Genomic DNA, 23,433 nt, shown 5'->3' on the forward strand with positions numbered 1-23,433 from the left:
GAATATCTATAACGCTGAATCAACCTCATTGTTGCCTAAAATTCGCAGTTCTTGGGGGTTCGGGGGAAGGCAATTACGTCACGGATATTACCCATACCTGTCACAAATTGCACCATTCGCTCAAAACCAAGACCGAAGCCGGCATGTGGCACAGAGCCAAAACGCCTTGTATCGAGGTACCACCAGAGATCTTCTGTTGGCACATGCATTTCCTTCATACGTTGCTCCAGTTTTTCCAATCGTTCTTCTCTTTGTGAACCACCTACAATTTCACCAATACCCGGGGCGAGAATATCCATGGCAGCTACCGTTTTACCATCATCATTCTGACGCATGTAAAATGCTTTAATGTCTTTCGGATAGTTGGTTACAATCACTGGTTTTTTAAAATGCTTTTCCACCAGGTAACGCTCATGTTCACTCTGCATATCAATTCCCCATTTTACATCGTACTGGAATTTTTTCTTTTTGTATGCAGGCGATTGAATTAAAATGTCAATTGCTTCAGTATAAGTGATACGTTCAAATTCATTGTTCAGAACAAATTCAAGCTTCTCAATTAAACCCAATTCACTGCGTTTGTCCTGCGGTAATTGTTTTTCTTCATCAGCCAAACGCTGTGCAAGAAATTCCAGGTCTTCCCTGTTATTTTCCATTGCATAACGGATGATATACTTGATGAATTCTTCAGCAAGATTCATATTGTCTTCCAAATCGCAGAAAGCCATTTCAGGTTCAATCATCCAGAACTCAGCAAGATGTCTTGCAGTGTTTGAATTCTCTGCACGGAAGGTTGGACCGAAGGTATAGATCTCCCCAAACGCAGTGGCGCCAAGCTCTCCCTCTAATTGTCCGCTTACAGTTAGGTTGGTAGCACGACCAAAAAAATCTTCTTTGAAGTTGATGGATCCATCTTCATTGCGTGGTGGATTATCAAAGGGTAATGTTGATACACGAAACATTTCTCCTGCGCCTTCTGCATCACTGGCGGTAACGATTGGTGTGTGCAGGTAAATGAATCCCTTTTCGTTATAAAATTTATGAACAGCAAAAGCTAATGAATGACGGAGACGAAAAACAGACCCGTATGTGTTGGTACGAAAACGGAGGTGGGCAATCTCCCTTAAAAATTCGAGGCTGTGTTTCTTTGGTTGCAGCGGATATTTCTCTGCATCACTGTCACCTAATATTTCAAGTTCTGTTGCTTTCAGTTCAAGCTTTTGCCCCTTTCCCTGGGAAGCCAGCATGGTTCCGCTTACTTTCAGGGAAGCAGAGGTGGTGATCCTTTTCAGCAACTCATCATCAAACTTACCCAGCTCCAGCACAACCTGCAGGTTATTATTGGTACTCCCGTCGTTCAAAGCCACAAATTGGTTGTTGCGGAAAGTGCGTACCCAACCCATTACCGTTACCTGCTGTTCTGATGGTTCCCAACTGAGAAGCTCTTTGATCTTCACTCTTTTGTTAAACATAGCCTGAAATTTTGAGCGGCAAAGATAATTACTAAGCCATCAGCAAGGTTGTTTCATTCTGTGAAATCCGGAAAAGGCCTCAACCCCCTGCTTTTTGAAATCTTATATTTTTTTTGCTTTTCTTAATATTACCGTAATATTGCAGTGGAATCTGACTGGTTTTTAAAATCCGATCTTCAAATAAGCTCATCAAATTCAGTCGTTCCAGGTCCCTTTAACTTATTTCAATACAAACTTTCAGATTTAAACAATCCTCGTTTTTTGAATTCGTGTTAACTGAATTAAATTTTATATGTACGATATCTTACAATTGAACGACATGCTCGTTCCCGAACTGCTGGACATTGCTGAGCAGTTAAAGATCACAGGCTCCAAGAAAATGGACAAACAACAACTCATTTACAAAATCCTCGACAAGCAGGCAGTTGTTGAAAGCGAAGCAAAAGAAACTCCTGAAGAAAAGGGTAAACGAAGACGTATTGTAAAAACAACCACCGCTTCAGGTACAGAAGAGGCCGTTGTAGAAAGCGGCGATCCTGAACCCGTTGTAAAAATCCGTAAAAAGAAAGAAGAAGCACCAGCCCCCATTCCGGTTCCGGTTGTACATACAAAAAAGCCAATCAAAAAAGCAGAGAAAGAAGTTGTAACTCCCGTTATCCCTTCTGGTTTTACCATACCGGGCGAAGATGATTTTGTAGCAGGTCCTGAAATTGAAGTTGGAGAACAACAGGCTGCAGAAACAGAAACAAGCCAGGAAGCAGAAAATACATTACCTGACGAAAGACCGGCTCCGCAAAAACAATATCCTGTTAACCGCAGAGAACAAACCTTCAATATTGAATTTGATGGTGTAATTCTTGGTGAAGGTGTATTGGAAATGATGCCTGATGGATATGGTTTCCTGCGTTCAAGTGATTATAATTATTTATCAAGTCCTGATGATATTTATGTATCTCCATCACAAATCAAATTATTTGGTTTGAAAACAGGTGATACGGTTTATGGTGCAGTTCGCCCTCCGAAAGAAGGTGAAAAATATTTCGCTTTATTAAAAGTGGATACTATCAATGGAAAACGTCCAGATGAAGTTCGTGACCGTGTACCGTTTGATTACCTCACACCATTGTTCCCTTTTGAAAAATTAAATCTCTGCACATCTTCCAGCAATTACAGTACACGTATCATGGACCTGTTTACACCAATTGGTAAAGGTCAGCGTGGATTAATTGTAGCCCAGCCAAAAACGGGTAAAACAATGTTGCTGAAAGAACTGGCCAATGCAATTGCAGAAAATCACCCTGAATGTTATTTAATGATTGTACTGGTTGACGAAAGACCGGAAGAGGTAACTGATATGGAGCGCAGCGTAAAGGCAGAAGTAATTGCCAGTACGTTTGATGAGCCTGCTGAAAAACATGTGAAGGTTAGTACCATCGCTTTACAAAAAGCAAAACGCTTGGTTGAGTGCGGACATGATGTGGTGATCTTACTTGATTCTATTACACGTTTGGCAAGAGCACATAATACAGTTGCACCTTCAAGCGGTAAAGTATTAAGTGGTGGTGTGGAAGCAAACGCCATGCAAAAACCAAAACAGTTCTTTGGTGCTGCACGTAAAATTGAAAATGGCGGATCGTTAACCATTATTGCAACAGCCCTTGTTGATACAGGAAGCAAAATGGATGAAGTGATCTTTGAAGAATTTAAAGGAACCGGTAACATGGAATTGGCGCTGGATCGTAAGCTGGCCAACAGGCGTGTATTCCCTGCAATTGATATTGTTGGATCAAGCACACGCCGTGATGAATTACTTCTCGATAAAGATACCGCCAAGCGTATGTGGATTTTGCGCAAGCATATGGCTGATATGAATACAGAAGAAGCAATGAATATGCTTCTGCAGAATATGAGAGGCACAAAAGATAACAGTGAGTTTCTTGTAAGTATGAACAGTTAATTTCTTTTTATGAAAAAGATTATTCCCGCATTTGCGCTTTTTCTATTGCTTAGCTGTGAAGACAATTCACAAAAAACAGATAAAGAAAAAGTGGAGAGTGAAACAAAGATTGAAATCAAAACAGATTCAGCTGAAGTAAAAATTGGAGAGAATGGTGTTTCCATAAAAGGAAAAGATGATAACAATGATTCTGTAGATATTAAGATCAATGCCGACGATGGAATAAAAATAGAAGGCAAAGACGGGAAGGTTGAAATTAAAACAAAAGATGGCGGCAACCTCAAGATAGAGAAGAAAGAAAAAGGAGTAAATATTCAGATCAAAGAAAATTAATCATAACAGGTCCTGCCCCTTAAAGGCGGGACTTTTTTTATACATACAGTTCTGTATGGCAATACAAAAAATTACTGTTGAAGAATTCTTAGCATTATCAAAACAGCATCCGGTACTTGATGTTCGCAGTCCCGGAGAATATACCCATGCACATATCCCTGGTGCTTATTCGTTCCCGTTATTTACTGATGAAGAAAGAAAAGTTGTTGGTACTGCTTACAAACAGCAGAGCAGGGAAGTGGCTATAAAAATTGGTCTTGACTATTTTGGTGTGAAGATGCGGAAGATGGTGGAGGAAGCGGAGTCGTTAGTGATTAGTCATAAGCCGGTAGTTAAACCAGAAACAGGTAACACAAAAACAATTTTAGTTCACTGCTGGCGAGGCGGTATGCGGAGTGCAGGTGTAGCATGGTTACTTGATTTATATGGTTTCAAAGTATATACACTTGTTGGCGGCTATAAAGTTTTTCGTCATTGGGTATTGGAGCAGTTTGAAAAACAATACACATTTAACGTACTGGGTGGATATACAGGCAGTGGAAAAACTCCTGTGCTGGAAGCTATGCTGAAGAAGGGAGAAAATGTAATTGACCTCGAAGGGCTGGCACATCATAAAGGCTCCGCCTTTGGTGCTTTGGGTATGCCCAAACAACCCAGGCAAGAAATGTTTGAAAACAAACTTTCCCTGAAACTGTATGATGCGGCACAGCAACAAAAACCCATCTGGGTGGAAGATGAAAGTCAGCGGATTGGAGAAGTAAATATTCCCATCAATTTATGGCGGCAGATGCGGGCACAAACGCTATATTTCCTCGATATTCCCTTTGAAGAGCGGCTGAAACATATTACTGCCGAATACGGCAAACAGGAAAAGGAAAAACTGGTAAACGCCATCATCCGGATTAAAAAAAGGCTGGGTGGGCTTGAAGCCAAAGAAGCCGTTGGCGCCCTGATTGAGGACAGGACAGAAGACTCCTTCCGTATCCTGCTCAGTTATTACGACAAACAGTATTTAAAAGCAATGCATAATAGAGAAGGTCTGGAAGCGTTATTACAGAAGATTCCCTGTGTTTCTGTTCACGAATCCAATATGAACCAACTATTACAACCGCTTTAGCATGAAAAACTTATTCGTACTCCTGTTCTTTTCCCTTTGCGCATTCAACACAAAGGCACAGGATATAACAGGCAGCTGGAAAGGCACAATGGTTCAGGACAGCCCGAGACGTGCTATAAATTTTGAGCTGGCAATTAAAGAAAAAGATGGCAAATATTATGGTTACTGTTACCGCCTGTTTATTGTAAATGACTCCCTGATTTATAACACCGTTAAAATTGAAGCAAGAATAACCGACTCTGTACTTATTATAGAAGATGAACAGTCTGTATCAAAAAACTTTGAAGAAAAAGCAAATAGAATTAAAGTTGTTTATTTCTTTAAGCTGAATAAAAAAACAGGTGATCCCAATTCTTTAAGCGGTGAATGGACCACCAACCGGTACAAAAAATATATGGCCATTACCGGTACTGTTCAAATCAACAGGGAACAGGATTTTACAACTACTCAATTATTCAAACGGCTGGAAGAAAAAAAGCTTCATAAGGAAATGACCTTTGAAGTAAAAAATAATGCCGGTTCACTTGCAGGTGTAACTCCATCGCAAAGTTCACCGCCTGTAATTCCTGCTGATACTATTCAAACCATTGCGGGAAAAGTTGGCAACGAAACAAAACTGCAGAATAACAAACCTTCAGACGCAGCGAATCAACCGAAACAAAATTTACCATCAGCTCCGGTTGTAACTGCTCCTGTAATCATACCGTCAGCTGATACAGCAAAAACCATTGCAGGAAAGATCGGCAACGAAACAACAATTAAAAACAATCAGCCTTCACAGGCGGTAAACCAGCCAACACAAAAACTTCCTGTTGCACCTGTGGTTAACAAACCAACGGTGGTGCCGGTAAAAGATTCAACACAGACAATTGCATCGAATCAAAATAAACCTGTAACCAATCAACCCAAACCAATTGTTACAGCTCCCGTTGAAAAACCAAAACAGCAACCTGTTGTTACTGTTCCGCCAACTCAACAGCCAACAGTTAAAACAGAAACAAAACCTGTTGTACTAAAACCAACAGTTCCCGTTGTAACTCAACCTTCAACTGTTGTAAATGATAAGCCACAGATTGAGATTAATAAAGTAAACGAAACCACTAATACAACGGCAACAAACAAACCGGTTGTAATGGCGCCGCCACCGGTTATCAACAATCCAACGATAACAAAAAGAGAAACCGAAATTATTCAGGCAGTTGATATAACCGAAGACAGTGTTACTCTTTCCCTATATGACAATGGTGAAATAGATGGCGACACAGTAAGTGTGTTTGTCAATAATGAACTGGTTGTTGCAAAAGTAGGATTGAGTGCAAAAGCTTTTAAGAAAACCATTTATTTTAAAGCAGGAGAAACTGTACAGCTTACCTTCTTTGCAGAAAACCTTGGATCAATTCCACCCAATACCGGTTTGCTGGTAATTTATACATCTACAGAACGTCACCAGATCTTTTTCAGTTCCAACTACAATAAAAGTTCATCTATTCTCCTTCGGAGAAAAGAATAACAGAAACATAAGGTTTGATGTATTTTCTTTGCAGTATGAAAAGAATGCTGTTGTTCCTTTTTGTTTTGCAAAGCCTTGTTTCTTCTGCACAAAATGCAGCAGGATTATGGATGGGCCGTTTTACAACAACAAGCATTCTGCAACAGGGAATTCCTTACAAATATGAACTGTTGCTTTTCCAGGATGGAACCTCTCTCTCCGGTTATTCTTATTCCACAGCAGGCACCGCCGACTTTTATGCCGTGTGTGAAATAACCGGAGCCGTATTTGATGGCTACATGGTTATCACCGAGAAAAAAACATTGTATCAGAATCCCCCCGAACCATCCGGTGTTATGCAAAGTCATATTCTTTTCTTTGGTGCTGATAACAAAGAAGCAACAGGCGAATGGAAGCAAACAAATAAAACAACCATACAGCTTACTCTTCAACAGGGGAAAACTTTTTGAAAAAGAAGATGACCCGTCCAAATCCGGGTTGATTAAAATTCTTGAACGGAAAAATACAGTGAAGGTTGATGATGGAAAAACAACAGCACCCGCTAACCGTGATTCAGTAAAACTTGCATCAAGACCAAGAAATATTCTGCGAACAATTGTACTTGATACAGATTCTGTAACAATTGAATTATATGATGATGGGTTAATTGATGGTGACAGTGTTTCTGTTTTCTTCAACAACAGTGTGCTGTTAAACAAGGTTGGCTTAACCGATAAAGCTTTGAAACAAACCATTCAGCTTCCTGTTTCAGCAGATGGAATTGTTCTCACCATGTTTGCAGAAAACGAAGGGAGTATTCCTCCCAATACAGGACTGCTCATTATCCGCAGTGCTGATGCCAGACATGAAATCCGTTTCAGCTCCGATACAAAGAAAAGTGCTGCGATTGAACTGCGGAGAAAATAAACCGCTTCAGCTACCTTTGCGGCATGGAATCAGAAATTATCCGGCTAACACAATACTCACATGGCGGCGGCTGTGGTTGCAAAATTGCACCGGCCGTTTTAGAACAGATCCTTCAATCAACCCAAACAACTATTGTTGATAAAAATTTATTAGTTGGCAACAGCAGTAAAGATGATGCAGCAGTGTATGATCTCGGTAACGGAACAGCTGTTGTTTCAACCACCGATTTCTTTATGCCGATTGTAGACGATGCGTTTTCATTTGGACGGATTGCATCAGCCAACTCCATCAGCGATGTATATGCAATGGGCGGAAAACCAATCATGGCCATTGCTGTTCTTGGCTGGCCTGTTAATAAACTTCCGGCTGAACTTGCCCAACAGGTTTTGGATGGTGCAAGATCTATTTGTAATGAAGCGGCAATTCCATTAGCAGGCGGACACAGCATTGATTCGCCGGAACCGTTTTTTGGTTTGGCTGTAACAGGATTAGTAAATCTTGAACATCTCAAACAAAACAATACGGCACAGGAAGGAAATGTATTGCTGATTACCAAATCAATTGGTGTTGGAATTTTAACAACAGCCGGTAAAAGAAGTTTGCTGAAAGAAGAGCACAAAGAACTGGCACCAGCGCAAATGATGAAGCTCAATAAAATTGGTGAAGCGCTTGGCAAGCTGGATGCAGTTACTGCCATGACGGATGTAACCGGTTTTGGCTTGCTTGGTCATTTAATTGAAATGACAGAGGGCAGCGGATTATCTGCTGAATTATTTTATAACAAGATTCCTTTTCTTGAACCGGCAAAAGAATATGCGGCGCAAAGTATTATGCCCGATGCTACAACCCGCAACTGGAACAGCTACAGCACAAAGGTTGCTTTTGAAACAGGAGTGAATGTAATGGAAGCGTTCAGACTGTTACCCGATCCGCAAACCAATGGCGGAATACTGATTGCTGTAAAAGCAGAGAAGCTGGCAGAAGTGCAGCAATTGTTTGCAGAACATCAGCTTGCATCATACATTGAACCAATTGGCCGACTTATACCCAAAGCAGAGAAAGTAATACAGGTTTTGCAATAGCCTGTTGTGAAAGCAGTACGAAGTAAGTATATTAGTATTGTTCTTTCACACACTAAACCAAATCTGTTATGGATGCAAAAACTACGTCATGGGTAAGTTACCTGTGGTGGATCGGCTGGATTATATCCCTGGTCACAAGTAATAACACAACTCCAAAACCTTCTTTAGTTGTTTTTCATTTACGTCAATCGTTTGGACTGATGGTAACCTGGACTGCATTGTGGCTGATCAGAATGTTTACACTCTTCTCTTTTTCCGGAATGATTTACTGGCTAATCACCGCATTGTTTATTGGCCTGTTTGTCTTTTGGATTATCGGCTTAATTTCTGCCGTACAGGGCGAAGAAAAACCGATTCCTGTTTTAGGACCACTGTTTCAGCAATGGTTTCAGTTTATTAAATAATTGATGATTGAATTATTCGTCAGACGATTACAAAAGCTTGTCGATTTTACCGGCAAGCTTTTTATCTTTCTCCGTAACAATATCTCCCGCATCATGTGTGCTGAGCCAGATCTCAACCCTGTTCCACACATTGGTCCACAAGGGATGATGATTCATCTTTTCTGCTTCCATCGCCACACGGGTCATGAAAGCAAACGCTTCTGAAAAATCGTTGAACTCAAATTTTTTATAGAGCGTGTTGTTTGTTTCTGTCCACATGGGAAATTAATTTGATGATGAGTAAAGTTGAAGAGTTAGAAATTTCTTCACAGTATCAGATGCTGCTTATTCTTAATCTTCTCATTTGTTAATTCAACTACCAGCTGCACTCCCTGGATGGTGCGGATACCGGCAATCAATTCTTTTTCTTCTTCTGCAGGTGGTAAGTCTCCTTTTGTTAACCAGAGATAATCAAGGTGTTTGAATTCGGGCAGTAAGTATTCCCCGTCAAACTGGTTCTTGTATAAAAAATAACTCAGTGCAATATTGGGCTCTTTGTATTCAAACACAGAAAAGAAATACTGCCGGTTCTTTTTGTTGAGATGAATTTCTATATCGTTGTTCACCCTGAAATCGAAACGCAAACCATGGTTCACCTGCCAGACAAACTGATGACTGCCCAACGGAGCCATGATGCCCAGCAGGTGAGTATCTTCAAAAAACTCTTCAATCAGTAATTCATTATCGATCTTCAGTTTCATGTACTAGAAATTGATATCAAACACCAGCTCTTCTGCACCTCTTTTCACTTTCACTTTTGTTGCATCACCTTTTTTAAATTTGCTCAGCGCCTGCATATAGCTTTCAACAGAACTGACATTAAAATCACCAAGCTTCACTACAATGTCACCGGCTTTTAACCCTGCTTTCTGAGCAGCCTTGCCATCACTTACTCCATCAACTTTTACACCACCGCCACTGAATGTATAATCAGGCATGATTCCCATGCTTACTGTAAACCTTGCAGAGGTCGTTGTTTGCTGTTCTCTTGTTTTAGTGAAAGCAAGTTTGGGTGATTTACTTGTCCGGTCAATCAGACGTTCAATATATTTTACAATCATTAACTCTCCCTCATAATTGATCTTATCAAAATCATCACTGGGCTTATGATAATCAGTATGCAAACCGGTAAAGAAAAACAGCACAGGAATATCTTTTCTGTAGAAAGAAGTATGATCACTCGGGCCGGTACCGCTGCTGTCAACCTTAATACCAAACGCAGGTTTCTTTTCATACAGCAATGTTGACCATGAGGGTGATGTACCAAAACCACCAATGGTAATTGCTTTTGATGAATCATTATAACGACCAACCATATCCATATTGATCATATAATTCACATCCGTAAAAGAAACGGTTGGATGTTCTGTATAATATTTTGAACCAAACAATCCCAGCTCTTCACCGCTGAAAGCAACAAAGAGATAATTGTTGTTTTTATTTCCAGCTTTCTTCAGTATCCGGCTCAATTCAATCAACGCTGCTGTACCGCTTGCATTATCATCGGCTCCATTATGAATGGCAGGTAATTCTGTGCTTCTTGAATTATGATCTTCTCCATAACCCAAATGATCAAAGTGTGCACCGAGAATAATGGTTGATGCTGCATTGTTGTTGATATACCCAACCACATTAATTCCTTTTCTTGTTTTTTCGCCCTGCTCAACTTTGAAATTAATATCCATCATATGTGATGGGTCTTTGGCAATTTTATCAGCCATGCGTTTCTGCAGCCAGATCACCGGAATGGTTGAAGCTGCTGAACGGTCCTTTCCATCATACTTTACTCCGGCATCTTTTTTTCCACTGTTGAAAATAATTAATACCGTTGCACCTTTCTGTGCTGCATCTTTTTCTTTACTGCGGATGGAAGTCATCAAATCAAAATGCGGACTCTTTTCATTTTCAATCAGCAACTCTTTAATATCCCAGAACCAGGCACCGCCGCTTTCGTGCAAACTGGGGCTGGCTATTGCTTCTCCCTTTCCATTTACACTCCAGCTGAAAGGAAAAAAATCTTTGTCCACTTTTAAATGCTCACCATCAATAATAAATAAAGAAGAAGAAAGGACTTCTTTGCCTTCATTCATTTCAAACGGTTGCAAATAACCGCCGTTATCACCTTTTGGGGTAAGACCGTTTTTTTCAAACTGCTGAACAATGTATTGCGATGCCAGCTGCTCGCCTTTTGTTCCTGTTCTTCTGCCTTCCAGTTTATCATCAGTCAAAAAGCTTACATGGCTGCGGATGTTCTGTACACTCAGTTTATCTGATTTACTTAATTTCTGGGCAGCAGCGCTGAGGGTAAATACCAGCAACAGGAAAAAGGAAAATAACTTCGACATATGATTATAAAATGAATTTGAAAGCCAAAGGTAAACAGGGTACAGTTTGATTCAAGAGATTAATCCATGAATTATGCGAAAATTCACAAATTGTTCTTTCCGTGCATTCCGTGCCTCCGTGGCACTCAACTATTCTTTCCAAACTTCGTAAATGCAACTTCATAATTGAGGCTACATTTGCACTTCGCTTACATGGCCACCAATAAATTACATATTGCTTTAGTCGGAAATCCCAACAGCGGAAAGACCTCCCTCTTCAATAACCTCACCGGTTTAAACCAGAAAGTGGGCAACTTTCCCGGAGTAACGGTTGATAAGAAAACAGGCGAGTGCCGCATTTCTGAATCGCTCACTGCAGAGATCATTGATCTGCCCGGCAGCTACAGTCTCTATCCACGCCGTGCCGATGAATGGGTGAGTTATAAAGTACTCATGAACCAGGACCAGGAAGTAAAGCCCGAACTGGTAATTGTGGTGGCCGACGCAAGTACATTAAAAAGAAACCTGCTCTTTGTTTCGCAGGTAATTGATTTAAAAGTGCCCGTTGTTCTTGCGCTTACTATGATGGATGTAGCAAGAAAAAAAGATATCATTGTCAACATCCGCTCGCTTGAAAGAGAACTCGGTATTCCCGTAGTTCCGGTAAACCCGAGAAAGAACAAAGGAATTGCCCAGTTGAAAAAAGCAGTGGATGATACTGCCAATAAATTCTACCGTCCGCCAGCCTTTGATTTTATTTCGAATAAAGCCCTGGCAACGGAAGCGGTAACTGAGGTAAAAGAATTACTGCCGCACTTAAGCGACTATGCTGCTATTCATCATCTTATCAATCATGAATCGTTTTTGCTCAGCAATGATCAGCAAAACAAAATAGAAGCCATTGAGCAGAAGAACAAAGTTCAGCATACACGTATCCAGGCCGAAGAGATCATGCAGCGTTACCAGCGCATTAAGCAGATTGTTCAAACTTCTATTACAGAAGTATCGCCCATCAAAAAACAAATGATTGCAGAAAAGCTCGACCGCATTCTGCTGCATAAAGTGTGGGGTTATGCAATTCTTCTGTTTGTTTTATTCCTGCTGTTTCAAAGTGTGTTCTTGGTGGCACAGTATCCCATGGACATGATTGAACTGCTCTTTGTAAAAACAGAAAACTGGTTCAGCAGCTGGTTACCCGGTGGATGGTTAACGGATCTGTTTTTGAATGGAGTACTCGCCGGGCTCAGCGGCATATTTATGTTTGTTCCGCAGATCATGATCCTGTTTGGATTAATTACCATCCTTGAAGAAACCGGCTATATGGCACGTATTGGTTTCTTAACCGATAAGATCATGCGCAAGGTTGGACTGAACGGAAAAAGTGTAATGCCCATGATCAGCGGTTTTGCCTGTGCTGTTCCCGCCATCATGAGTGTGCGGAATATTGAAAACCAGAAAGAACGTTTACTCACCATCCTTGTAACGCCGCTCATGAGTTGCAGTGCAAGGCTTCCTGTTTATACCATCCTTATTGCTCTGGTCATTCCAAAAAAACTGGTGCTGGGTTTTTTAAGTCTGCAGGGTTTGGTGATGATGGGACTATATTTATTCAGTGTGCTGATTGCATTGATTGTTTCGTATGTAGCCAAACGTTTTATCAACCTCAAAGAAAAAAGTTTCTTTATACTGGAATTGCCGTTATACCGTCATCCACGTTATGCAAACGTGCTGGTTACCATGATTGAGAAAGCAAAGATTTTTGTGTTTGATGCAGGAAAGGTGATCATGGTTATCAGTTTATTATTATGGGCATTAAGCTCCTACGGGCCGAAAGATCATATGCAGAACGTTACTGCAAAGTATGACCAGCTGAAGCTAGCAAACCCCGAACAAACTGCTGCACTCGAAAAAGAAAAACAGGCTGCTCTTTTACAGAATTCATATGCAGGGCAGATGGGAAAATATATTGAACCCGTCATCCGCCCACTGGGTTACGACTGGAAGATTGGGATTGCCATTGTAACTTCCTTTGCTGCCCGTGAAGTTTTTGTTGGTACCATGGCAACGCTGTATTCTGTTGACAGCGATGGAACAGATGAACAAACCCTGCGGCAGAAAATGCATGCTGCTGTAAAACCCGATGGAACCAAAGTATATACATTAGCCACCGGTGTATCGCTTATGATTTTTTATCTTCTCGCCATGCAGTGTATGAGTACACTGGCTGTTGTAAAGCGTGAAACCAAAAGCTGGAAATGGCCTTTGATACAACTGGTTTATATGACGGGGCTGGCTTATATCTTAAGTTTTGTAGCGTATCAGTTGTTGAAATGAGGTTGTATAGATTACACTTGATGAACAGACTTATTTTATATAAGAAGTGACGTATATTTAAATGTAAACCGCCACGTTAAACAAACAGTCTGTGGAACAGAAATACATACCAAGAACTATGAAACAGAAAGTAATAGTATGAGCGACGATTTAAAAACAAATAAAAGTCAACATCCGACTCCTTCACTCATTTATGCAGCTTGTGCTTTAGGTTTTTGGGGACAATTCCTGCCCTTTTACTTTGGACAACTGAACTTTCTTATATGGTTGGACAATGGTATAAAAGTTTCTTACTACTATCTTCGTTTTCGATTTGGATTAGTTTAGCCGGGATTTGGTATATGAAAAAGTGGGCTGTTGTAACATACACTCTTATAATCATTACGACACAAGTTATTTTATTCAAGTATAACGTAATGTGGAGTTACACTTCCGTAATTGTACCAACTCTTGTGACATTAGTAGCTTGGTTTTATTTTAGGGAAATGGCTTAGTTCAACTTAAACTCAAATACTCCAAGTGTCGTCGGCCCGGGGTCTGGCCTTAGCCGACCCCGGGAGTTTGATCGTTTATGTTTTAAAGAAAACATTCTGCAACTCAGCTATTTTTTCTTAGCCTTGTGTCGTTAATAAAGTTTCTGTTGGTCAACTGTACTGCTTTATCCTTCTTCCGGTACAGTTTGGTGAGGTTGAGATCTGTCATGAAAACGTTTCGGTTCAGTAGCAGTAGAACGTATTTTTTTCATAACCCAAAACCAACCCCCAGTGAAGCCACGCTTTCATTCAGCATTGTTTTTCCTTTTTGCAATTGTTTCATCGTGCAATACCAAACAGGACGAAGAACTTAAAGACAGTCCGTTACTTGGAGAAGGATTTGGTATCAGCACTGCAACAATACTTGTAAAAGACTTAGACAGCACCCGAAATTATTTTACAAAAGTTCTCGGGTTTAAGATGCCTGAAAAATTTCAAAAAGGAATCTATGACGGAACGCTCAGCGCTGCGGTTAGCTTTGCAGATTTTTCGGCCATTGAACTTCTTTCACTTAACGATACCGGGAAGGTTGTACCAAAGGATTCTTTTCTTATTTCTTTTGCAAAGCAATATGAAGGTGTGCGGTTGTATTCGTTCTTCACATCGTCGGTTGATACAACACGTAACTGGCTCCATACACAGGGATTTAAAATAGACACGCCCAGTTCTGGCCGTGTTGCCACTGAAATGCCAAAGGGTTGGGACTGGGATGATGGTGGTCCGCAGTGGCGCAGCATAGACTTCAACACAAAAAATCCGCCGGCCTATCTCCCCGCTTTTATGGAGATCACAGGCATGCCTTACGAGGAAATAAACAGCCAATGGAAACCGTACTCCTGGCGTAAATACTACGATAATAATCCTAACGGAGTTATTGGCATATCTTTTTTACGGGTTGTTGTCAAAGATCTGAATGTTGCACGCAAAGAATTTAAAAAGATCGGGTTGAAGGAATTGCAGGCAAACGACACGATGGCGAGTTTTAAAATTGCACATAACCACGAGTTGCATGTAATTGCTCCCTCATCACCCGACGATAAGCTGAGCAAGTTTTTAAAAACACGGGGGCAAGCTGTATATGCGATAGGTTTTGAGGTAAAGAACCTGAAAGAAACACATACGTTCCTGAAAAAAAACTTGCCGGCCAAAGCTTTGGTAACTGATACCTTACTAAAACGATTGATCGTATTACAAGAATATACCCATGGTGTTCAATTTGAATTTATAGAAGAATCAAAAGAGCAGGCGGCCTTAGCGAAGATCTACAGTTTTAAAGAGGGCACTAAACTCGACAGTGCTTCGGCAAAATATGCATCAAACATTTATACAAAATATTGTGCCTTGTGTCATGGTAAAGATCGTGAAGGCCATGCTGCAGATTATGCGCCCTCTTTACGTTCGCATTCTTTAATGGCAACAACGCAGTTGCCCCGTGCCAGTTACAATTATCTCAGGCATGCAATTAGTTATGGACGCTCAGGAACTGCTATGGCACCTTATGCAAAAAAACAGGGCGGGCCATTAGATGATGATGACATCGAGCTGTTATTACAATGGCTTCACGAGTTAAGCGGAGTAAAGAAACCAATTGACATGTCAACCAAACCTGTTACCGGAAATGTAACGCTCGGCAAAAGATTGTATGCAAGAAATTGTGCTGTGTGTCATGGTGTAAAAGGAGAAGGCGTTCGTGGGCCTGCGTTGGGAAATCCTATGCTGTTGGCCACTGCAAGCGATGCGTTTTTACGTTATGCAATTTCAGAAGGCAGAGACAGCACAGCAATGCCATCATTCAAAGACAGTCTTAGCAAGTTTGAAATAAATGCGATCACTGCTTATCTCAGAAGCAGGGCTTCAGGATGGAATGCGCCCGAAGCAATTGCAGTAACAAAACCGCTGCCGAAAGACTATATATTAAATCCAACCAGCAAAGCACCAACGTTTACTTTGCGTGAAGGCCTTTACGTATCTGCCGAACAACTTGCGAAAGCATTAAAAGATAAAACACGCATGATCATACTTGATGCAAGGTCTGAGGCCGGCTGGCATCAATCACATATTCCTGGTGCTGTTTCGGTGCCTTACTATAAAGAGCCTGATAAGTTTATTAAGGACATTCCTAACGACAGTACGTGGATTGTTGTTTATTGCGCTTGTCCGCATGCTGCATCTACGCAGGTCGTTAACACGCTGAAGCGTTTTGGTTATAAACACACAGCCATTCTTGATGAAGGTGTTCTTGTATGGGCTCAGCGTGGGTATCCTGTACAACATGGGCAGGGAGAGAAGAGCAAAAAGTGATATGATCTTTTTTTACGGTTTTGCTGAACAGTAGTTTGGTTGATACCGTGTATTGTTTTTCTTGCCCCAGTTGGTATGCTGCAAAGAAAAGCATGCCGTCGACTGGTGTTGTCACCAACGACATAAAAATTTTCTCGTGATATCACTGTGGCGCAAGGTCTCTTCCGTCTGCCCGGGGTCTGGCCTTAGCCGACCCAGGATTTTGAAATCCTGCCGTATATTTAAGTTGCCGGTGCAGTTTCAAAAAACAATCTGAAAGGAATCAATGTAGAAATCAGGGCCCGGGTTCACTTAAAGTTTACTACCACACCATGAAACTATTTCTGTTGACGATATCTTTGGCTGTTCTTCTTTCATCCTGCTATTCATACAGAATTTTCCCAAAGGAATACCGAAACTTTACTTATACCGGTGAAAAGAAGGACGCCTTTATTCTTAATCCTGAATTAACAAAGGAGCTTCAAATTTTTAAACAGGCCGGGGTTTTTAAACTTGTAACAGACACAGTAAACAAACCGGTTGTTAAAATAAAATTATATCCTCTTCAACTAAATTTTGCATGCGGACAGCCCATTATTGGATCATTCATAACACTTGGACAGGTTCCTGTTCTCCTGCCCGACAAATATCAATACAGGTTTGACGAAGTACAATCAACTGATACTATCCCCCGATATTATGAGTTAAAAATAGCCACCCGCTATTGGTTCTGGGACATGTTTGCTGTGAAAAAAAAATTCAATCAAAAGACCGGGCAAACATTGCTTGCTGAATATTATAATCCTCAGTTGTCTGCAACGTTCAAATAATAGCAGAATGCTAAATTGCCTCATGAGTACAGTTGATAAATGCCTGTTATTTCAATTTGCATTGGCAAACTTTATCAATAACTTTATCCCATGCAGAAAATCTTCTTTACAATAACCATTGCATGTGTTGTAACGCTTGCCTGTCATACCACACAAAAAACAACAGCCAACAAACAATGGGTTTCTCTCTTCAACGGAAAAGACATCAACGACTGGATGGTAAAAATTCAGCATCATGATGTAAATGTAAATTTTGGAAATACATTTCGTGTAGAAGATGGTATAATCAAAGTGCGTTATGATCAGTACGGCGATTTCAATGATCAGTTTGGTCATCTCTATTATAAAACGCCTTTCTCCTTCTTTCATCTCAAAGTTGAATACCGCTTTGTTGGTGAACTGCAAAAAGGAGCGCCTTCTTATACCTTACGTAACAGCGGAGTGATGTTTCATTCGCAGGATCCACGAACCATGCCCAAAGAACAGGACTGGCCCATCTCCATTGAAATGCAGTTCTTAGGTGGTCTCAGCGATGGCAAACCCAGACCAACCGGTAACATGTGTTCGCCCGGTACTGATGTTGTGTACCAGGGAAAAATTGCAGATTCGCATTGCATTAACTCTACTTCAAAAACCTATGATGGTGAACAATGGGTAAGAGCCGAACTGATTGTATTAGGCGATTCACTGATTACACATATCATTAATGGCGATACCGTGTTACAATATTCCAAACCACAAATAGGTGGCGGCGTTGCAAACCGCTATGATCCGAAAATTAAAATAGATGGTAAAGCGCTTAAGAGCGGATTCATTGCTTTGCAGAGTGAAGGCCAACCGGTTGATTTCAGAAAAGTAGAGATCATGGATTTATCGCCCGTCAAGTAACGAAACCTCCGGGGTTTTTATTTGATTATAACGAATGAGCAACATCTGTTTTAAACCCCGGAGGTTTTTCAGCACTATATCAGTTTGTTCTTCTCTGCATACTTCAACACATAAGGTTTTAAAAAAGCTTCCCTTTCAGTAACACTCATTTTCGGCACAGGTTCTAAATTCCGGAAGTGTGGCCAGCCGGTATCATCCACCCACATCAGTTCAAAATATCTGGCAGGCGCAAGTATGGTGCAAAGAGCCATCTGTTTTAAATCCTGTATCTCTTTTTCTGTAAATATTTTTGGAGGCCGCCCTGATTCATACACGCCAATAAACAACAACACATCCTCCAGATCGGGTTGTTTTCCCAATCGTTCTGTCAAATTGCTTTCTAATTTCTGCCAGCGTTGTTGCAGCTCATCTTCGGGGGGCATGGCTCAAAGATATTACGCCAACCTTTTTTAAACGATTCGCCGAATATGAGAGATATCAGTTGTTATTATGAAATTCTCCTTTCTTAGAGTATCTTTCTGACTGGTCATGAAAATATCAAACATAATTGGCGCCGGTTTATTGGTTGGCACATTGGATATCATTGCGGCCTGCCTCCAGTATTTTATTAAAACAGGCAAGGGCCCGGAAAATGTTTTAAAGTTTGTTGCCAGCGGCGTATTTGGAAAAGAAGCGTTTACCGGAGGTATATTGATGAGTGTATGCGGATTGCTGTTTCACTTCCTGATTGCGTTTACTTTTACAACCTTCTTTTTCTTTATCTATCCCAAACTGAAATTTCTTTCCTACAATGTTATCTTAACTGCCATCCTGTATGGAGTATTCACCTGGGCTGTGATGAACAGAGTTGTGCTGCCTTTATCTAATACTCCTGCCATTCCGTTTACATTGGCAGGTGCTGCAATTGCTGCCGGTATTCTTTGCCTTTGCATCGGTTTGCCGCTTGCAATAATAGCTAAGAGAGAATATTAATTTAATTACCAGTTTGCTGCATTCCTGATCCTGTTCACCAGGTCATTATAAATTTTCTGCATCATTTCGCCCATAGCATCTTCTTTACCTGGCATGGGTTGGTTGCGCCTGCGGTTGATCAGCTCCCGGTCTTCATCAGTTAATGCATCCCCATCACCTTCATAAGTAGCTGTCTCAAAAATATACCGATACTCAGATGGAAGTCTGTCCCATTTTATCTGGGTTCGGTTAACTGCATCACTTACAATCAGGTTCATATCACCGCTTGCAGTGAATTCATGCACCGTTACGTTAACGGTTGCATTAACTGATTTATAAATGGGCCTGTTTGCGGTATCAGTTCCGGTTTGAATTTGCTGGCTTCTTCCATATTTTCTAGTGCTTTCTTTCGGGTAATCAAAACGGAGGTTTTTCCAAACAAGATCAACAACAAGATCGGGAGCCCTGTTTTCCCTGCGTAAGGCATACTCATCATAGAAGCGTGCAGGAATTGCAGATGCTGACTGTCCGCCAAGATCACGAAGAATATTGCTGTGCGTCATCCTGTCTTTGTTGGCGTATTGATTCCATCCCCAGTTGCCGCCCATTCCAAAATCATCGTATTGAATATTATTCACCAGCACATTTACAATACTTCGTTCATAAGCCTCCCTCATCAGTAGTTTTGCATCTTTATAGTTCGGTACAAAACGGATGGCACTTTTAAAAGCATAATAAGCATCTTTTGAATCTTCCCGGTTGTTCCGCTCCAGCTGCTGTTTGCCATACTCATAATTATCAAACGCTGCAGAATCTTTTGTTGCAATCAGCTGCGGATAAAAATTAATTGGGCTGACCATTCGTAATGCATATGCACTTTGGCTGATGGTTTCGTACATACGTTGCAGGCCTTCGACTTCGGGAACAATTTTATCCCATTTCTGCGGGGCCGGATCGAATCGATAATTTTCCAGACGCTGTGTTGATTTATAGTAAGCGTTATTGTACACTTCTTTCAGATCTGCAATGACTTTTTCATCGCCGCCTTTTTTATTCAGCCGTTTGATTAGTGTAGCCAGGTCTTTTTCGTCAGATCTCGTGCTGTATTTGCTTCCCTTGCACGCTGCAAGAGAAAGAAGAAGAATGATTACAGGTAAAAGTTGTTTCATGGTGATGGCTTTGGGTTCAATATTTACTTGTTCAAAGCAAATACCAACATATCTGCTGCTGAAAGTTTTAACAAATATAAAAGCTGAATTGTAATTCTGCCGGAGCATTCCTTTAGGGAGTTCTCTGTTTACAACCAACCCTTTGCTCGGTTATGTATAATAACAACACAGAATGCCCAAAGGCAATCAGACAATGTAAAATATTACAAGAGTATTATTTCACCGACGTTGTATCTGTTTTCCAGTCATTAAAATCAAGATCGGTCCATGTAGCAGCACGGGCATGTGCACCGCTGGCAAACACAAAATCAACATGATTGATTCCTTTTGTTTCAAGGAGATTTAATGCAGCGAAAGTGAGATACTGTTCAGCCCCTGCATTGCCTGCCCGGTCAGTTAACCATTCAGCTTTAGGAATGGATACATAGAGTGTGTCGTCTGAAATATGATCGAAGCTGAGTTTTACCTCGGCATAGGTTTTATTAATCCCGTTGATTAATGCCTGTGGTACAGTTACAGAATCCCTCGGTTCAAAAATCTTTTTACGGGAGCGGTCTTCAGCTGTGCAGTCCCACACTAATAGAGTATCTGTTTCAAACCACTGCTGGGGCGGAGTGGCGGTTTCGTTGCCCTGTTTCTTGTCTGTTGATGCTTCATTGTTACAGGAAATCACCAATGCAAGAAACATGATGGCTGTTACATATCGGATCATATCCTAAAGCTACACAACAGTTGGCAAGATGAAGAATGAATGTTTAAATTCGTTCAAATTTTATATTATGGGGAAACGGAGCTCTTATCTCGACCTTGTTCTCAATCCATTTAACCTGTTGCGGACGAAGAAAATACTAAGTATAAACCCTACTGCCCCCCCCGAACGGAGAGAGCCAGAACAGATTAACCTGTTTGTGTATGATTATGATGCAGAAAACATCCACGAAGAAAAATTGAAAGATGTAAAGGATTGTTTTATGTACAAGCATTCGTCCCGTGTAACCTGGATTAATATTGATGGCTTGCGCCGCAAGGATATTGAAGAGGTTTGTAATCATTATAATATACACCAGCTGGTACAGGAAGATATTCTAAGTCTTGGTCAGCGTCCGAAAATGGATGATATTGATGACGTAATCTTCTGCCTGCTGAACATGCTGTATTTTAACGAACAGAATTCAACTGTTGAAACAGAACAGATCTCTATTATTCTGGGTGATAAGTTTGTGCTGAGTTTCCAGGAAGATGCCTCAAGGGATGTGTTTAATCCACTGCGGGATAAGCTTCAGTTCAGGAATAATAAGATCCGCCAAAGTGGAACTGATTATCTCTTTTATACACTGATAGATTTAATTGTAGATAATTACTTCGTAGTAATGGAAAAGTTGAGTGATAAAATTGAATTACTCGAAGAAGACATTGTGAAAAACTCCAACAAAAGATCACTCGCAAGAATTAACCAGCTGCGCAAAGAAATGATTGTACTGAAGCGGAACATTGCACCGGTAAGGGATATGGTAAATGGCATCCTGAGGAGTGAAAGCAGCCTTCTGGAAGAACGCACAGAAAAATACTTTAAAGATGTGTATGATCATATTGTACAGGCTAATGATCTTGCAGAGAACTACCGTGATATGATGATGAACTTACATGATCTGTATCTCAGTAATGTAAACCTGAAAATGAATGAGGTAATGAAAGTGATGGCGGTGGTAACCTGTTTACTTGCGCCTGCAACTGTGATTGGCGGAATCTTCGGAATGAACTTTGAAAGCATTCCCTGGCTGCACAACCCTTATGGGTTTTTTATTGCCATGGCATTAATGCTGGTAGTTCCTGTTGTGATGATTTACCTGTTCAGAAAAAGAGGATGGTTTTAATTATAATTTTCACGCACCATGAAATATCTATTTGCCTTTTTCTTATCAGCTTTGTTTGTAACGTCAAATGCGCAATCTTCTCCTGATGATAATCTGAAGACACTTGGATTGCAGCTACCACCTGCAACAAAACCTATTGCCAACTATGTAAAATATGTAAGAACGGGCAACTTGATTTTTCTGTCTGGCCATGGCCCCACAAAAGCCGACGGAACAAATATTACAGGTAAAGTAGGTAAAGACTTAACTCCTGAACAGGGTTATGAAGCCGCAAAAATAACCGGCTTGAGTTTGATAGCAACATTGAAGGATGCGCTGGGTGGTGACTTAAGCAAGGTAAAGCGGATTGTAAAAGTAAACGGTTACGTAAACTGTATGCCCGACTTCACCGAACATCCAAAAGTAATCAACGGGTGCAGTGATTTACTGGTTGCTGTATTTGGTGAAAAAGGAAAACATGCAAGGGCTGCTATGGGAATGGTGGCGCTGCCTTTAAATATTGCCGTAGAAATTGAACTGGTAGTTGAGGTAGAATGATCTGATTAAAAATGCTCCATACTTTTGAGCATTTCGTATTCTGTTTCATAGCTGCGGTGCTTGAACCATCCAATAATTGCTCCGCCGCCTAACCAGAAACAGATTTCAAGAAAAAGAAAAAGAAAGCCCATCAAATTAAAATAAAACCCGGTGAAGGCTTTTGGGTCAAAGAACAGCTGAATGAGTTTAATGAACAGCATACAAATCAACCCTTCACGTAACACGCCATTATAGAGGATATACTTCCATTTAGGAGTTGCTCTGCGCTTTTCCCATTGTTTTAAAAATTTCCGTTGTCTCGGAGTAAGCCGGTAAGGATGGTAATTACGAAACTCGTTGAATGACACCGTGGTTTATGTGGTTGGTTTTGGTTGTTTAAAAATCGGTACAGTGCTGCAAGGCTCTCCATACATTATGCTTTTCACAATTGGTCTTAAACGGTTGGTTATTTCAAGATATGCTGCTTCAGGTACAGGTTCATCGCCACATCCTTTGATCACTATACGCTGGTCTTTATAAACAGACAGATCAATTGCTGCTATTGCATCCAGTAATTTTTTCTTTTTCCATTCATCCTTTGTTCCTAAAAACAATTCCTTTGCTGCAGGTTGCAGATGAGCCGCAACTAACATATAAGCCCACATAGGAATAATTGCATCGGCAGTGCAAACAACCAACACTGTTTTATCTCCGGAAAGTATCAATGGCTGTTTGCTGCAAACCCGCCCTGAATTCTTTTTCCTTTACAATCAATCCCATGAAGAGATATTCCTTCAAATCAAAAATAACCGGCTCTTCATGTGGAAAGTAATCTGCCAGGTCAATGGTTACCAAAGAACTTTCTGCCACCTTATTTACTATCACTTCACTCATACTGTTTTTTTTGATGACAG

The 23,433-nt window shown here is 40.8% G+C and carries 23 protein-coding genes and 1 pseudogene; 15 read left to right on the plus strand and 9 right to left on the minus strand.

The features are described from left to right. Positions 1–35: 35 nt before the first annotated feature. A complete protein-coding gene (asnS, locus tag IPK31_07415; GenBank protein MBK8087773.1) occupies positions 36–1,472 on the minus strand; it encodes an asparagine--tRNA ligase in 1,437 nt (478 codons plus the stop codon). Positions 1,473–1,764: 292 nt separating this feature from the next. On the opposite strand from asnS, the gene rho reads away from it, so the two are divergent. From rho to IPK31_07455, 8 genes are all read left to right on the plus strand, one after another. Next, the gene (rho, locus tag IPK31_07420) at positions 1,765–3,429 is read left to right on the plus strand and encodes a transcription termination factor Rho (GenBank protein ID MBK8087774.1); all 1,665 of its coding nucleotides are present in this window, start codon (positions 1,765–1,767) and stop codon (positions 3,427–3,429) included. A 9-nt stretch (positions 3,430–3,438) separates the two neighbouring features. Beyond that, complete coding sequence (locus IPK31_07425; protein ID MBK8087775.1) at positions 3,439–3,762, plus strand: hypothetical protein; 324 nt, start codon at positions 3,439–3,441, stop codon at positions 3,760–3,762. 55 nt (positions 3,763–3,817) lie between these two features. Next, positions 3,818–4,879 (plus strand): tRNA 2-selenouridine(34) synthase MnmH, encoded by a 1,062-nt coding sequence (gene mnmH / locus IPK31_07430; GenBank protein ID MBK8087776.1) that lies wholly within the window; start codon positions 3,818–3,820, stop codon positions 4,877–4,879. A 1-nt stretch (position 4,880) separates the two neighbouring features. Then, the gene (locus IPK31_07435) at positions 4,881–6,389 is read left to right on the plus strand and encodes a hypothetical protein (protein ID MBK8087777.1); all 1,509 of its coding nucleotides are present in this window, start codon (positions 4,881–4,883) and stop codon (positions 6,387–6,389) included. Positions 6,390–6,433: 44 nt separating this feature from the next. Further along, positions 6,434–6,838 carry a hypothetical protein gene (locus IPK31_07440; protein ID MBK8087778.1) on the plus strand — a complete coding sequence of 135 codons (405 nt, stop codon included), beginning with the start codon at positions 6,434–6,436 and terminating at the stop codon, positions 6,836–6,838. Continuing rightward, a complete protein-coding gene (locus IPK31_07445; GenBank protein MBK8087779.1) occupies positions 6,747–7,295 on the plus strand; it encodes a hypothetical protein in 549 nt (182 codons plus the stop codon). Before IPK31_07440 ends, IPK31_07445 begins: the two co-directional genes overlap by 92 nt. Positions 7,296–7,318: 23 nt before the next feature. Next, positions 7,319–8,377, plus strand: a complete 1,059-nt coding sequence (gene selD / locus IPK31_07450) for a selenide, water dikinase SelD (GenBank protein ID MBK8087780.1) — start codon at positions 7,319–7,321, stop codon at positions 8,375–8,377. A gap of 68 nt (positions 8,378–8,445) precedes the next feature. After that, complete coding sequence (locus IPK31_07455) at positions 8,446–8,781, plus strand: hypothetical protein (GenBank protein MBK8087781.1); 336 nt, start codon at positions 8,446–8,448, stop codon at positions 8,779–8,781. 27 nt (positions 8,782–8,808) lie between these two features. On the opposite strand, the gene IPK31_07460 is transcribed toward IPK31_07455, so the two are convergent. From IPK31_07460 to IPK31_07470, 3 genes are read right to left on the minus strand one after another with little or no spacing between them, the layout of a single operon-like run. Next, positions 8,809–9,039 (minus strand): 4a-hydroxytetrahydrobiopterin dehydratase, encoded by a 231-nt coding sequence (locus tag IPK31_07460; protein MBK8087782.1) that lies wholly within the window; start codon positions 9,037–9,039, stop codon positions 8,809–8,811. 47 nt (positions 9,040–9,086) lie between these two features. Continuing rightward, positions 9,087–9,521 carry an IPExxxVDY family protein gene (locus IPK31_07465; protein ID MBK8087783.1) on the minus strand — a complete coding sequence of 145 codons (435 nt, stop codon included), beginning with the start codon at positions 9,519–9,521 and terminating at the stop codon, positions 9,087–9,089. 3 nt (positions 9,522–9,524) lie between these two features. Next, a complete protein-coding gene (locus IPK31_07470; protein MBK8087784.1) occupies positions 9,525–11,165 on the minus strand; it encodes a M28 family peptidase in 1,641 nt (546 codons plus the stop codon). A gap of 192 nt (positions 11,166–11,357) precedes the next feature. Between IPK31_07470 and feoB the strand changes: the two genes are divergently transcribed. The 4 genes from feoB to IPK31_07490 all read left to right on the plus strand — a co-directional run bounded on the left by feoB (position 11,358) and on the right by IPK31_07490 (position 18,009). Further along, the gene (feoB, locus tag IPK31_07475) at positions 11,358–13,478 is read left to right on the plus strand and encodes a ferrous iron transport protein B (GenBank protein ID MBK8087785.1); all 2,121 of its coding nucleotides are present in this window, start codon (positions 11,358–11,360) and stop codon (positions 13,476–13,478) included. 764 nt (positions 13,479–14,242) lie between these two features. After that, on the plus strand, positions 14,243–16,312 hold the full coding sequence (locus tag IPK31_07480; GenBank protein MBK8087786.1) for a c-type cytochrome: 2,070 nt from the start codon (positions 14,243–14,245) through the stop codon (positions 16,310–16,312). Positions 16,313–16,638: 326 nt separating this feature from the next. After that, entirely contained in the window at positions 16,639–17,121 is a 483-nt protein-coding gene (locus IPK31_07485; GenBank protein MBK8087787.1) for a hypothetical protein, read from the plus strand. 90 nt (positions 17,122–17,211) lie between these two features. Next, positions 17,212–18,009 carry a DUF1080 domain-containing protein gene (locus IPK31_07490; protein ID MBK8087788.1) on the plus strand — a complete coding sequence of 266 codons (798 nt, stop codon included), beginning with the start codon at positions 17,212–17,214 and terminating at the stop codon, positions 18,007–18,009. A 74-nt stretch (positions 18,010–18,083) separates the two neighbouring features. On the opposite strand, the gene IPK31_07495 is transcribed toward IPK31_07490, so the two are convergent. Then, entirely contained in the window at positions 18,084–18,431 is a 348-nt protein-coding gene (locus tag IPK31_07495) for a hypothetical protein (GenBank protein MBK8087789.1), read from the minus strand. A 106-nt stretch (positions 18,432–18,537) separates the two neighbouring features. On the opposite strand from IPK31_07495, the gene IPK31_07500 reads away from it, so the two are divergent. Beyond that, on the plus strand, positions 18,538–18,981 hold the full coding sequence (locus tag IPK31_07500) for a hypothetical protein (protein ID MBK8087790.1): 444 nt from the start codon (positions 18,538–18,540) through the stop codon (positions 18,979–18,981). 5 nt (positions 18,982–18,986) lie between these two features. Here IPK31_07500 and IPK31_07505 read toward each other — a convergent pair whose 3' ends face one another. After that, complete coding sequence (locus tag IPK31_07505; GenBank protein ID MBK8087791.1) at positions 18,987–20,129, minus strand: hypothetical protein; 1,143 nt, start codon at positions 20,127–20,129, stop codon at positions 18,987–18,989. A 214-nt stretch (positions 20,130–20,343) separates the two neighbouring features. Next, positions 20,344–20,841, minus strand: a complete 498-nt coding sequence (locus tag IPK31_07510) for a hypothetical protein (GenBank protein ID MBK8087792.1) — start codon at positions 20,839–20,841, stop codon at positions 20,344–20,346. 67 nt (positions 20,842–20,908) lie between these two features. Here IPK31_07510 and corA point away from each other — a divergent pair, with 67 nt between their 5' ends. Next, a complete protein-coding gene (corA, locus tag IPK31_07515; GenBank protein ID MBK8087793.1) occupies positions 20,909–22,003 on the plus strand; it encodes a magnesium/cobalt transporter CorA in 1,095 nt (364 codons plus the stop codon). 18 nt (positions 22,004–22,021) lie between these two features. Continuing rightward, entirely contained in the window at positions 22,022–22,540 is a 519-nt protein-coding gene (locus tag IPK31_07520; protein ID MBK8087794.1) for a RidA family protein, read from the plus strand. A gap of 5 nt (positions 22,541–22,545) precedes the next feature. On the opposite strand, the gene IPK31_07525 is transcribed toward IPK31_07520, so the two are convergent. Both IPK31_07525 and IPK31_07530 read right to left on the minus strand, forming a co-directional pair. After that, on the minus strand, positions 22,546–22,887 hold the full coding sequence (locus IPK31_07525; protein ID MBK8087795.1) for a hypothetical protein: 342 nt from the start codon (positions 22,885–22,887) through the stop codon (positions 22,546–22,548). A gap of 6 nt (positions 22,888–22,893) precedes the next feature. After that, a pseudogene (locus tag IPK31_07530) lies at positions 22,894–23,413 on the minus strand (DUF2480 family protein). Between the last annotated feature and the right edge of the window lie 20 nt (positions 23,414–23,433).

This window comes from Chitinophagaceae bacterium (assembly GCA_016713085.1).
Classification (GTDB): domain Bacteria; phylum Bacteroidota; class Bacteroidia; order Chitinophagales; family Chitinophagaceae; genus Lacibacter.

Bases quoted from the DNA above. Each gene is read 5' to 3' on its own strand.
- feoB (MBK8087785.1), top strand. From the start codon at position 11,358: ATGGCCACCAATAAATTACATATTGCTTTAGTCGGAAATCCCAACAGC.
- IPK31_07455 (MBK8087781.1), top strand. From the start codon at position 8,446: ATGGATGCAAAAACTACGTCATGGGTAAGTTACCTGTGGTGGATCGGC.
- IPK31_07465 (MBK8087783.1), bottom strand. From the start codon at position 9,521: ATGAAACTGAAGATCGATAATGAATTACTGATTGAAGAGTTTTTTGAA.
- IPK31_07490 (MBK8087788.1), top strand. From the start codon at position 17,212: ATGCAGAAAATCTTCTTTACAATAACCATTGCATGTGTTGTAACGCTT.
- IPK31_07500 (MBK8087790.1), top strand. From the start codon at position 18,538: ATGAAAATATCAAACATAATTGGCGCCGGTTTATTGGTTGGCACATTG.
- IPK31_07505 (MBK8087791.1), bottom strand. From the start codon at position 20,129: ATGAAACAACTTTTACCTGTAATCATTCTTCTTCTTTCTCTTGCAGCG.
- corA (MBK8087793.1), top strand. From the start codon at position 20,909: ATGGGGAAACGGAGCTCTTATCTCGACCTTGTTCTCAATCCATTTAAC.
- selD (MBK8087780.1), top strand. From the start codon at position 7,319: ATGGAATCAGAAATTATCCGGCTAACACAATACTCACATGGCGGCGGC.
- IPK31_07510 (MBK8087792.1), bottom strand. From the start codon at position 20,841: ATGATCCGATATGTAACAGCCATCATGTTTCTTGCATTGGTGATTTCC.
- IPK31_07425 (MBK8087775.1), top strand. From the start codon at position 3,439: ATGAAAAAGATTATTCCCGCATTTGCGCTTTTTCTATTGCTTAGCTGT.
- IPK31_07495 (MBK8087789.1), bottom strand. From the start codon at position 18,431: ATGCCCCCCGAAGATGAGCTGCAACAACGCTGGCAGAAATTAGAAAGC.
- rho (MBK8087774.1), top strand. From the start codon at position 1,765: ATGTACGATATCTTACAATTGAACGACATGCTCGTTCCCGAACTGCTG.
- mnmH (MBK8087776.1), top strand. From the start codon at position 3,818: ATGGCAATACAAAAAATTACTGTTGAAGAATTCTTAGCATTATCAAAA.
- IPK31_07520 (MBK8087794.1), top strand. From the start codon at position 22,022: ATGAAATATCTATTTGCCTTTTTCTTATCAGCTTTGTTTGTAACGTCA.
- IPK31_07460 (MBK8087782.1), bottom strand. From the start codon at position 9,039: ATGTGGACAGAAACAAACAACACGCTCTATAAAAAATTTGAGTTCAAC.
- asnS (MBK8087773.1), bottom strand. From the start codon at position 1,472: ATGTTTAACAAAAGAGTGAAGATCAAAGAGCTTCTCAGTTGGGAACCA.
- IPK31_07470 (MBK8087784.1), bottom strand. From the start codon at position 11,165: ATGTCGAAGTTATTTTCCTTTTTCCTGTTGCTGGTATTTACCCTCAGC.
- IPK31_07440 (MBK8087778.1), top strand. From the start codon at position 6,434: ATGCTGTTGTTCCTTTTTGTTTTGCAAAGCCTTGTTTCTTCTGCACAA.
- IPK31_07435 (MBK8087777.1), top strand. From the start codon at position 4,881: ATGAAAAACTTATTCGTACTCCTGTTCTTTTCCCTTTGCGCATTCAAC.